Below are 10,720 nucleotides of genomic sequence, written 5' to 3'. Positions count from 1 at the left end.
TTGATAATGCGGCAAGGGTATGGCTTTTCTAATTTTAATAATTTTAGGAATCGCGTATTAGCTTGCTTTTTTGATTAAATAAACTTATAACCATAAGTTCAGGAGAGCCGTTATAATAAACAAATCGCCCTCCAAACCCGATCGTTTCTCATCTGGAAATAGACTGGAGAATCAAATGACTGCAGCAATCATCGCACCACCCAAAAAAGAATCACCCCTTCTGTTTGAGGGACTGACTTGGAGAGAGTTCAAAGCAGTTGAGCAATTATTAGACCGTCCAGGATATCGACTTTCTTTCCTGGATGGAATTCTGGAGATACGACGAATGCCTGGAGAACCCCACGAAATTGTTAAAGCAAGAATCGGTGCATTGTTGGAGCTTTATTTGCTGATGGCGGGGTTTGACTTTACTCCAACTGGCTCAATGACTCTGGAAAGTGAAACGGGAAAAGTCAAGCGAGAGGCGGATGAATCTTATAAACTTGCTCCTGGTCGCAGGCTACCCGATTTGGCGATCGAGGTCGTGTTTTCCAGTGGTGGCATCAACCAACTGGAGGCATACAAGCGGCTGAAGATAAAGGAAGTGTGGTTTTGGGAAGATGGATTGTTAGAGGTTTATCACCTCCGGGGAGAGGGCAATACACTTGATTATGAAAAGGTTTCCAGTAGTGAGGAGGTGAAAGGAATCGATTTGGATTTGTTGTTGCGCTGCATCAATATGGTGAATCATGTTGATGCAGTTAAGACTTTTCAACAGGGACTCCAGAAATAGCTGGGAATAGGAAATTTCGCCTCCTTTTACCACCTTTGTTCACATCTCAATATCCGCAAAAAGCAATGGGGAATGGCAATGATGCAAGTTGTAATTGTGGGCTCGGGGCCAACTGGTGCGGCACTTGCCTTGCTGCTGGTGAAACGAGGTATTGCTGTAACCTTGGTTGAGGCGGCAAAAGATGCCTACCGAGTGTTTCGCGGTGAAGGGTTAATGCCCAGCGGATTGGATGCGATCGCACAAATGGGCTTATCCACTATGCTAGAAAGTGTTCCACACCGACAAATTGATGCCTGGGAGTTCGTTGTGGGCGCTCGGCAACTATTTCGAGTTGATGAGCCAATGGGGTCAAATCGACCTTCTACGCTGGTATCGCAACCGCCTTTGCTAGAAACACTAATTTCCGAAGCTAAGTTGCATCCCGAGTTTGAATTTATCTCAGGCGTTCCCGTAAAAGATTTACTGTACACGGACGATCGCATTGCGGGTGTAAAGCTAGGAGATGGGCGAGAAATTCCTGCTGCACTTGTGATTGGTGCAGATGGTAGAAACTCGGTTGTACGACAGCGTGCAGAATTAGAGTTAGTAAAACAGCAGAATAGTATAGATGTTCTCTGGTTTAAACTTGCCGCTCATCCTCGGTTTGTGGCGGATAATGTATTTTATGTGGTCCTGAATGGCGGTAGCGCATTCAGTATCTTTCATGGGGCAGAATCAGGAAAACTTCATCTGGGTTGGGTGCTATCTGCCGGTGACAAAACCGATTGGAAACACACAGACTGGGCAGAAACTTTCGCATCGCTATCTCCTGCGTGGATGGCAGAACATTTCCGCAACTGTGCCGATACGATCGAATCTCCGATGCGATTATCTGTTGTGGTTGGTCGCTGTCCGCGCTGGCATAGACCGGGAATCATACTTTTGGGGGATGCTGCACATCCCATGTCTCCGGTTCGCGCTCAAGGAATTAACATGGCTTTGCGCGATGTAATTGTTGCGGCCAATCACCTTGTACCTTTATTGAAAGCAGGGGCTAATTGCGAGGATATTGATTTAGCATTATCGCGGATTCAGGCAGAACGCGAACCGGAAATTATTCGCGCCCAACAACTTCAAGCACAAGAAGCGTGGAAAGGCGAACAACTGCGAAAAAATGGATTATTGCGTTTGTTGATGATGCAAGCGGCTCCGTTTTTGGCTGAAAAAATTAAACAATTTTGGGTGAAAGGACAGTATGAATTGCGCCAAGGAGTAACAGAGGTAAAATTGGTTGTGTGAAAAGAGGAAATTAAAACCTGACTTACCCGTCCAAACCAAAGAAACCGGGTTTTTACCTTTTCTGCGATGCTCTAATATCAATTCCGGTTGTATCGGAATGATTAAACCGCAGAGGGCACAGAGGACACAGAGAAAGAGAAGGGAGAGATAATTATTCCGATGTTAACGGATTTGATATAATCGAGTATTTTTGCGAAAAATCCGGTTTCTGAATACCCGTGCGTCCAGGACTATAAAACTTAGGAGAAGTTTTTATGCGATCGACAAATCTCAAAGGACCGATCGGCACTATTCACATCATCGAAGCCAGCCCCCCTGTCACTGCTGGGGAGTCGGAGTCGCTGCCGGTGGTGTTCGTGCACGGTATGGCGGTGTCCGCGAACATCTGGGATGCCCAGCTTGCCGGTGTCGCCCGTACCCGACGCGCGATCGCCTTTGATATGCGGGGACACGGTGATTCTGCACCGCCGGAGGACGGCAACTATGCGCCCGCCTCCTGTGCAGCGGATGTTTTGGCGGTACTGGATGGGCTGGAACTCGATCGAGTGGCGATCGTCGGGCACAGTTTCGGCGCTTGTATTGCCCTCGCCACAGCAGCCAGCGCACCGCACCGCATCGCGCAGTTGATCCTGGCAGATCCACCTGGAGATTTTACCAAGGTGCCTGCAGATGTGCGCGAGGAACGCATCGTTCCCTACCAGAGGGCTCTGGAGACGGAGGATTGGCGGGCGGCTGTGGAAACCAGCTTCAATGAGGCGCTGACAGGAGGCACGGCCGATACGCGCGATCGGATTCTCGCTTGGTTGGCGGCGACTCCACAGGATTGTTTGTCTGGAATGTCTCGCGGGATGTTTGCCTTTGATGCAGTTGATTCTCTCGATCGCTACCTAGCAGCCCCTGGAACGCGGGCCCACGCTATTATTGCTCCCTCAAACACTTTTCCGTTCAGCCTCCACATCCTCCGCCCCACACTGACGACAACTACGATCCCGGATACTGGACACTGGCTGATGCTGGATGCGCCAGAGGCCTTTGCTAGGGAACTTGATATTTGTTTGGAAGGTGTTTAATATATAGCAATCCTAAATCATTTGTGAATTTCTAACTCCCTCCCCTTTCCAAGGGGAGGGTTGGGGTGGGGTAAAAAATTTACGACTCCTGCCAGGATTGCTATAGATGACAAAATCGGTTAGTTTTACCACAATTCATCGAGGGTTAAGTTGTGAGGGTTTTTGAGGATGAAGGCGTTGTTATCTTTGATTAAGTCACCGCTACAGAGAATCGGTAAGCGTTCTTGATAAGCTTTAATCGCCAGGATATAATCTTTGTCTGCGAGTGAAGTTTGAATTTTCCGCAATTTGTCAGCTACCAGGCCGAGGAGAGTTATTTCGCCACTTAATTTTTGGCTATTTGGGGTATGAATTTGCATAACAATTCCCTGAATAATCGTGTTGGGAATGCTGGTAAGTAGTTCGCTTAAAATTTCAACTTGAGGGCGATTTTCTGCGGTTTCTAGGGTTTGGATTGCCTCGCGGATGCGGGCTGCATAATCTCCCAGGTTTTCCCGGTTAGGTAGCAATATTTCAAATTCTTCTGCATCGGCTGTTGGTTTGTGCCAAAGTGTGGCATTATCTAAAAAAGGTTGGTCTTCATGCCAGCCGTGAGTTTGTAAGTAATTTCTCAGTTGATTTAGCTCGATTGTTTCGAGAGTTTGGCTATCTTGTACGGTGACTTTCATGGTTGAACTCCTTGGCTAATTCCCTCCATAATTGACTGAAGGGCGGCGACTGTAAATTGGTTGGTTCTGGGGATGGCGACGGTGACAGCGTTTGTGTTTTGTGTTTTTGGCTTTCCCCGCAGCGAGATCCAATATCCGCAGTTTCTGATACAGAGTTCTGTTTCGGACTGGGTTAACCAGTCTTCGGGTGTTTCGGGGATTAAAACGACAACTAAAATTCGGGGAATGGCGAAGTTATCCATTCTTAAGTCGTCGTAGTTTTTGAGCTTGAGGGGGTAGCGGATGGAGTTATCGTCTTGGATATCTCTTGACGTAGATTTTAACTGCAATTCTAAGCGAGGTGCTCTGATGGGGCCAGTCCCGCCTTTGGCACATACTCCCCAGTCTACGCTGTCATCGTCTACGAAGGGTTTGTAGAGGGAATAGCCGGCAACGGTGGTGACAGCTTGCAGGTAGATGTTGCTGAATTGTTCTTTTTGTTGGTTGATGTCCACTTTTTAGGTAGCGATTATTCTTGTTAATCTATTTGGTAGGACATTATAGATAAATTCATATCATGTGGGTTGCCAAAAAAATATTAATGCCTTGAATCATCAGAACCAGTTAAACCCATTAACCAGTTATTGAAACTGATTTAGGATTGCTATAAATGACAAAATCTGTTAGTTTTACCACAATTCATCGAGAGTTAAGTTGTGGGGGTTTTTGAGGATGAAAGCGTTGTTGTCTTTGATTAAGTCACCGCTACAGAGAATCGGTAAGCGTTCTTGATAAGCTTTAATCGCCAGGATATAATCTTTGTCGGCGAGTGAAGTTTGAATTTTCCGCAATTTGTCAGCAATGACGCCTATTAAGGTGATTTCGCCACTTAATTTGTCGGTGTTGGGGGTGTGAATTTGCATAACAATTCCCTGTAACGTCATATTGGGGAGTGAGGTGATCAAGTCTGCTAATATTTCAATTTGAGAGCGCTTTTCGGCAATCTCCAGTGTTTCCATGACTTCGTACATCCGCAGAGCAAAACCGCTGACTTCGGGTTTTAGAGCTAACAAAATTTCGTACTCTTCGCCTGCTTCATTCTTGCGAGTCCAGATGGATGATTTGTCACCGTCTCGGCTTTGTTCGTGCCATCCGTGTTTTTGTAAATAAGCAGCGACTTGAGGCGGTTCTAAGGTTTTGAGAATATCGGGGTCGCGGACTGTTACTATCATAGGAGTTCTCCTGATTCAATGCGCTGCATGAGAGTTTTTAAAGCGTCTGTATTGAAAATGTTTTGTGTGGGTATTTGAACAGTGACAGTGTTTTGATTTTGGGTGGGCGGTAGCCCTCGCAATGATGCCCAGTAGCCACAATAGCGAAGGCAGAGTTCTTGCTGAGATTGGCGCAACCAATCCTCTTGGCTTTCGGGTACTAAAACGACAATCAGAATGCGGGGGACGAAAGGGTTTTCTAGCCTTAATTCTTCATAGTTTTTAACTTCTAGGGGATAGCGGATAATTTCATTATCCAGTAATTTTCGGGAGGTGCATTTTATTTGGACATCTAGGCGAGGGCGGCGCGTTGATTGTGATGGTCCCAAACCTGTAAGAATTACGTCAACTCCTTCTGCATCTAAGGGACGCGGGGCTATTTGGAATGAGTAGCTTGCCGCGGCTGTTACCGCATAGACATAAGCATAGCTAAATTCCTCTTTTTGGGTGTTCAGAACCACGCTTATTTTAACCTCGATAATTTTAAACAGGTCTTTACAAAATAGCTAATCATTCATTATCTTGTTGATTGATTACTGATGTATTGTCTGCCATACGCCCTGGTCGAGAAACTATAACTACGTCAAAAATACCCTTCATCCTTTTAATTTCACGTAATAAGTCGTGTTCTTCTGTCCTACAATAGTCATCCCAGATAAAAGCAATCATTTGTTCGTGGGGGGAACCTTCAGCTAGGTATAAAGACGTATCTTCGGCAATTTCTCCAATAATTTTTTGGGGATTGTCTTTGCGATACCAGAACTTGATTTCAATAACCAATTTAAGCGAGGGAATTTCTAGGTCTACTCTTGGTTTTTTCTGCCCTACCGATCTAGTATATTCTTCTTCTCTGATATCGGCGAACACCGCAGCTAATAAAAAATATAGCAAATTTTGTACATGATATTCATTTTCTATGCACCATTGCCGAGGTTGACCGCCCTGTGTACGTGACTTTCCTTCCCATGTCCAACGTCGAAGTCCCGCTGGAACTCGTTTTAATAATTTGCTAACATCTTCCAAGCTAAAAGAACCTAAAGCAGATTGAGAAGAAATGAGCAACCCTTTTTCGTAATTTTCTTTAACTGCCTTCAAGTTTGACAGATGAGTCTTTAAATCCGTTTTAAGATTCCCGTAGTCCGAGGATGCTTCAATTAATGAGGTTCGCTGACTGTTAGTTAATGGGATAACTTGCTCTAGAAGTAACTTGTAGTTAGTCAGCCATTTTTCCCAATCATAATCTCCATCCAAGACATATGTTTCAGGCTCTTGTATAGGTGGTGCACCTAAACTGGCATATCTGTGTGGATAATATTTTTCGGGTATGACTTTTATTGCTTTGTACATTGCCTCTCCCTCAGCTATAAGTTCATTAAACTGAGCAAGGTATCTCTTAAAATTGTTTGAAGTTAACATAATTAAGTTTCTGCTTCCATTAATTAATTTATTGATTTAAGGCAAATCCCACACTCAACTCTAGCAAAAAATCGCGGATGCGATCGATTAAAGCTTTGTCTAATTCTCGCTATTGCGCTTCTAGGCCTAAAAAGTACGGCCCGCACTTGATATTGCACAATAGGTTCCTTAAGTTCTCGCAAAAAATCATGATAATCTTCAGCAATTGACGAACTATCCGCCAGAACCCACCCTCTGCCGATTTTCCCGAATCATCGCCTCTAACTTGGCACTCTCGGCAAATTGCTTCTCCAACTTCGCCGTCAAATGCAGCATCTTCTCCTCCAAACCCTCCTCCTCCTCCTCCTCCTCCTCCGCCCTCACATACCTCTCAGGAGTTAAAACCTAATACTTAGCGTTTTGCTTTTTTGTGGCCTTTTGACTCCGCACAAGTGTTACAACTCTTCTGGAAAGTACATTTGCAGCAAATCTGCCCCGCCCTAACCCAACTGGCCAAACTTCTCCACAACTTAGGTAAAAAGCGCCTAAAGTATGATGCGAAACTCCGGCAATACTCTTACTCTATAAATTCATCGGGCATTAAACCGATATCCACAACCGCTAAGATTTATTGCCAAAAATTAAATCTTTCCGGCGAAAAGTTGCTATTTAATGAATAAGACTTTACAATCCAACAAGGTAAATGAAACTCTCAACGAGCAGCGCTGCAAGCACTAACCCGAAATGGGTCGCAAGTGCCAAAAAGCAGCAAAAGCTACCTTTTTTAACTCTTTCAACAGCAAAGCATTGGCAAAAAAACCAGGGATCGACGGTTGGCATCTTGGAACGAATGCTTTGCTAGCAATACTACAAATGTATTAAAACTTGTCTGCAAAAATTTAGCCCCAAGAGAGGCCTAGCTGCAACTCTTGCTGCGTCAGGTTTTAGTCTCTAATTAGGCTGGTTTTATTGTCTTTAACTACTTGAGGATTCGATCGCATGGTCTCGATTTCTACAACCCAATCTGATGTGGTACCTTTGCCTTCGCCAACCGTAACGGCTGCCACCCAAACCACCGCGGCTGCTGCAACTGGGGTCTGCGTGACGGTTCACGGTCACTTTTACCAGCCACCCCGGGAAAACCCTTACCTGGACGCGATCGAACGCCAAGCCAGCGCCTCCCCCGCCCACGACTGGAACGAACGCATTGACATCGAGTGCTACCGCCCCAACGCCTTTGCCCGCATACTCAACGATCGCGGCGAAGTCACGGGGATCGTCAACAACTACGAGTACATGAGCTTCAACATCGGGCCCACCCTGATGAGCTGGCTCGAACGCTACGACACGGAAGTATACCAGCGGATTCTGGAAGCCGATCGCAAAAGCTGTCAGCGGCTCAACGGTCACGGCAACGCGATCGCCCAAGTATACAATCACATCATCATGCCGCTGGCTAACGAGCGAGACAAATACACCCAAGTTAGGTGGGGGATCGCAGATTTTCGCTCCAGGTTCGGTCGCGATCCCGAAGGAATGTGGCTCGCCGAAACCGCCGTAGACTACGCCACCCTCGAAGTTTTAGTCGCTGAAGGCATCCGCTTCATTGTCTTAGCCCCCTCCCAAGCAGAACGCTGCCGCCCGTTAATCGGGCAAAACCAAGAAGGGGAACCAGCGTCCAATTCCGAATGGCACGAAGTCGGCGGCGGCCAAATCGATCCGACTCGCCCGTACCGCTGCTATTTGAAACCAGAAATGCGGTTGCTGGCAGACCACCAACTCTCGCCGCTGAGCTCTCACCATTTTGGCCGCAGGCACTTGCAAAATACCGAAGCCCCAGCTCCCAACACTCCCTACATTGATATCTTTTTCTACGATGGCCCGATCTCGCGGGATATGGGCTTCAATGAGGTTCTCAGCAGCAGCAACCACTTGGCCGGGCGCTTGGGTCAAGCAGTACGGGGAGACCACCGACCGGCTCAATTAATCTGCGTGGCCACAGACGGCGAAACTTTCGGCCACCACAAAAAAGGTACCGAAAAATGCCTCGCCTACGCCTTCACAGAAGAGTTTCCCCGTCGAGGCTGGACGGTGACGAATTTTGCTCATTATATAAGTCAAAATCCTCCCGCCTGGGAAGTGGAACTCAAACCCGTGACGGCCTGGAGTTGCTCTCACGGGGTCGGTCGCTGGCAAGATGATTGCGGCTGCGGCGGCGGTGGCGAGTGGAACCAAAAATGGCGCCGCCCTTTGCGCGATACTCTCAATTGGCTGCGCGATCGGCTGATTCCGATTTACGAAGAAGCAGGGCGCAAGCTGTTGCGCGATCCCTGGAAAGCCAGAGATGAATATATTGAGGTCATCCGCGACCGATCGCCCGCTAACGCTGACAGTTTCCTCGAACGCCATCAAATCCGCCCCCTCGATGCCGGCGAACAGGTGGACGCCCTGCGGCTGCTGGAAATGCAGCGCCACACCCTGTTAATGTTCACTAGCTGCGGCTGGTTTTTTGAAGAAATCTCGCGGCCAGAAGGCGTGCAAATTCTGCGCTACGCCGCCCGGGCGCTGGAATTGGCGGCCGAAGTTACCGGCGTCCAGCTAGAAAAGGATTTTGTCGCTCAACTAGCCCTCGTACCCAGCAACGTTGACTATTTCAAAACAGGGGCAGAAGTTTACCGCAAACTCGTGGTGACAGCCCAAATTAGTCTCAGACAGGTGGCCGCCCACTACGCGATCAGTTCTCTGTTTGCCAAATATCCCCGCGAACAGCGAGTTTACTGCTATCAGGCCCTGCAGGAAGATTTCCAAATTCAGCGCATGGGCTCGATGACTCTGGCTGTGGGTCAATTGCAGTTAACCTCGGAAATTACGCGGGAAACAGAGGTTTATGTGTTTGCTGCGTTCCACCTCGGCGGCTGGGACTTCCACTGCTGCATTCAGCCTTTTGGCAGCCGCCGGTCTTACAGTATGCTCAAAGAGCGGTTGTTTGGAGTTATGCAAGAAGCTTCGGCGGCCCACGCGATTCTGGAAATGGTGCGGCTGTTTGGGGATCAGTCCTTTAGCTTGCGGGATTTGTTTGCTGAGGAACGCCACCGGATCGTGCAGTTGCTGAGTCAGGAAAATTTGACTCGGTTGGATCAGCTTTACACTCAGGTTTACCGGGAAAATTACGGGGTGATGATGGCGTTCCACCGCGACGAACTCCCGGTGCCGGTAGAGTTGCAGGTGGCTGCTGAGGTGGCTTTGGGACACCGCTGTTTGACGGCGGCTAAGGCCCTGGAACTGGAAACCGAGAACCCGGAGGCGCTGCTGGCAGAAATAGAGGCGATCGCCACTGAAGCCGGTCATCTCCGCTGTCGGTTGAACGTTCCCGAAGTCAAGGAAATTTTGGAAAAGATGGTTTGGCGATCGCTTGACGCGCTGTTGCAAGGAGGATCGGGCCCGGAGGACCGATCGCCTGTCAAGTTGGAAGCTGATATCCGCACGATCGAGCGTTTGATTGCAGTGGGCGATCGGCTGAGTCTGGGTTTGTGTTTGGACAAATCGCAGGAACTGTATTTCGATTCTCTGTACAGTCAAATTGTGCCTCTGTGTTTGGGCTGGCTGCAACTGCAAGATGTCTCGGCGGGCGACAGTGTGGTCGCTGCCGTTGCCTTGGGGATTGCAGGTTCCGGCGCCGGCTGGGACTTGTCTTCGATCCGGCAGTTGCTGGAGTTGGGCCAAACCTTGGCCGTTGATGTTGAGCGTTGGTTAAATCAGTTAAGTTGATCGTTTGTCGATTAGCCTGCATCAATTCCCGCCCTTGAGAATCCGCCCGATCGGGGTTTAAATGCCGATCGGGCCTGCCGGATCTACCGACGCTCGATCGGCATGGAGGCGAACCGGGCTCGCGGCGGGCGATCGAACCTATAGCAACCGCTTTCGTCGGTTATGGCCTAAATTAGAACTACTCGCTTTTGCTGCAGAGAGTCGAATTCGCAAACACAAGGATCGGTTTGATAGCCTCAGAGATGCGACCCTTGATATTGTTTCCGGTGGCATCGGAATGATATAGAGGACACGGCAGTGCCGTGTCCCTACCCCCATTAATTGTAGGGACACGGCACTGCCGTGTCCTGATTGTGAGTAATATTAATTCCGATGCTACCGGAGTTGATATGAATGTGTTGCGCTTTCTTGCCTGCTAACGGACGAAAACGGTTGGTATAGCAGAAGGAAGAAGGAAGAAGGAAGAAGGAAGAAGGAAGAAGGAAGAAGGAAGAAGGAAGAAGGAAGAAGGAAGAAGGA

General features: G+C 48.1%; 11 protein-coding genes. 4 read left to right on the top strand and 7 right to left on the bottom strand.

Features of this window, described 5'->3' with window-relative positions; all coding sequences use genetic code 11:
- Positions 1 to 175 precede the first annotated feature (175 nt).
- The 3 genes from QUB56_RS35150 (at position 176) to QUB56_RS35140 (ending at position 3,120) form a co-directional block, all read left to right on the top strand.
- Positions 176 to 772 (top strand): Uma2 family endonuclease, encoded by a 597-nt coding sequence (locus tag QUB56_RS35150; RefSeq protein WP_332960989.1) that lies wholly within the window; start codon positions 176 to 178, stop codon positions 770 to 772.
- Positions 773 to 850: 78 nt separating this feature from the next.
- Positions 851 to 2,050 (top strand): FAD-dependent monooxygenase, encoded by a 1,200-nt coding sequence (locus QUB56_RS35145; RefSeq protein ID WP_332960987.1) that lies wholly within the window; start codon positions 851 to 853, stop codon positions 2,048 to 2,050.
- A 254-nt stretch (positions 2,051 to 2,304) separates the two neighbouring features.
- Complete coding sequence (locus QUB56_RS35140) at positions 2,305 to 3,120, top strand: alpha/beta hydrolase (protein WP_332960985.1); 816 nt, start codon at positions 2,305 to 2,307, stop codon at positions 3,118 to 3,120.
- A gap of 125 nt (positions 3,121 to 3,245) precedes the next feature.
- Here QUB56_RS35140 and QUB56_RS35135 read toward each other — a convergent pair whose 3' ends face one another.
- The 6 genes from QUB56_RS35135 to QUB56_RS35110 form a co-directional block, all read right to left on the bottom strand.
- Positions 3,246 to 3,788 carry a hypothetical protein gene (locus QUB56_RS35135; RefSeq protein WP_332960984.1) on the bottom strand — a complete coding sequence of 181 codons (543 nt, stop codon included), beginning with the start codon at positions 3,786 to 3,788 and terminating at the stop codon, positions 3,246 to 3,248.
- Positions 3,785 to 4,282, bottom strand: a complete 498-nt coding sequence (locus tag QUB56_RS35130; RefSeq protein WP_332960983.1) for a DUF4365 domain-containing protein — start codon at positions 4,280 to 4,282, stop codon at positions 3,785 to 3,787. The genes QUB56_RS35135 and QUB56_RS35130 overlap by 4 nt, the downstream gene beginning before the upstream one ends.
- Positions 4,283 to 4,456: 174 nt before the next feature.
- Positions 4,457 to 4,999 carry a hypothetical protein gene (locus QUB56_RS35125; RefSeq protein WP_332960982.1) on the bottom strand — a complete coding sequence of 181 codons (543 nt, stop codon included), beginning with the start codon at positions 4,997 to 4,999 and terminating at the stop codon, positions 4,457 to 4,459.
- On the bottom strand, positions 4,996 to 5,499 hold the full coding sequence (locus QUB56_RS35120; protein WP_332960981.1) for a DUF4365 domain-containing protein: 504 nt from the start codon (positions 5,497 to 5,499) through the stop codon (positions 4,996 to 4,998). Before QUB56_RS35120 ends, QUB56_RS35125 begins: the two co-directional genes overlap by 4 nt.
- A gap of 49 nt (positions 5,500 to 5,548) precedes the next feature.
- On the bottom strand, positions 5,549 to 6,454 hold the full coding sequence (locus tag QUB56_RS35115) for a PD-(D/E)XK nuclease domain-containing protein (RefSeq protein WP_332960979.1): 906 nt from the start codon (positions 6,452 to 6,454) through the stop codon (positions 5,549 to 5,551).
- A 213-nt stretch (positions 6,455 to 6,667) separates the two neighbouring features.
- On the bottom strand, positions 6,668 to 6,817 hold the full coding sequence (locus QUB56_RS35110; protein WP_332960978.1) for a hypothetical protein: 150 nt from the start codon (positions 6,815 to 6,817) through the stop codon (positions 6,668 to 6,670).
- Positions 6,818 to 7,432: 615 nt separating this feature from the next.
- Here QUB56_RS35110 and QUB56_RS35105 point away from each other — a divergent pair.
- Positions 7,433 to 10,201: a DUF3536 domain-containing protein gene (locus tag QUB56_RS35105; RefSeq protein ID WP_332960977.1), complete on the top strand. Its 2,769-nt coding sequence runs from the start codon at positions 7,433 to 7,435 to the stop codon at positions 10,199 to 10,201.
- Positions 10,202 to 10,518: 317 nt separating this feature from the next.
- On the opposite strand, the gene QUB56_RS35100 is transcribed toward QUB56_RS35105, so the two are convergent.
- The coding region (locus tag QUB56_RS35100) for a hypothetical protein (RefSeq protein ID WP_332960976.1) at positions 10,519 to 10,720 on the bottom strand (202 nt) is incomplete at its 5' end.

The organism is Microcoleus sp. AR_TQ3_B6 (assembly GCF_036702785.1).
Lineage (GTDB): Bacteria > Cyanobacteriota > Cyanobacteriia > Cyanobacteriales > Microcoleaceae > Microcoleus.
Note: the sequence above shows the minus strand (reverse complement) of the source record. Positions and strands in the feature narration are given on the sequence as shown.

Bases quoted from the DNA above. Each gene is read 5' to 3' on its own strand.
- QUB56_RS35140 (WP_332960985.1), top strand. From the start codon at position 2,305: ATGCGATCGACAAATCTCAAAGGACCGATCGGCACTATTCACATCATC.
- QUB56_RS35115 (WP_332960979.1), bottom strand. From the start codon at position 6,454: ATGTTAACTTCAAACAATTTTAAGAGATACCTTGCTCAGTTTAATGAA.
- QUB56_RS35135 (WP_332960984.1), bottom strand. From the start codon at position 3,788: ATGAAAGTCACCGTACAAGATAGCCAAACTCTCGAAACAATCGAGCTA.
- QUB56_RS35145 (WP_332960987.1), top strand. From the start codon at position 851: ATGATGCAAGTTGTAATTGTGGGCTCGGGGCCAACTGGTGCGGCACTT.
- QUB56_RS35150 (WP_332960989.1), top strand. From the start codon at position 176: ATGACTGCAGCAATCATCGCACCACCCAAAAAAGAATCACCCCTTCTG.
- QUB56_RS35125 (WP_332960982.1), bottom strand. From the start codon at position 4,999: ATGATAGTAACAGTCCGCGACCCCGATATTCTCAAAACCTTAGAACCG.
- QUB56_RS35105 (WP_332960977.1), top strand. From the start codon at position 7,433: ATGGTCTCGATTTCTACAACCCAATCTGATGTGGTACCTTTGCCTTCG.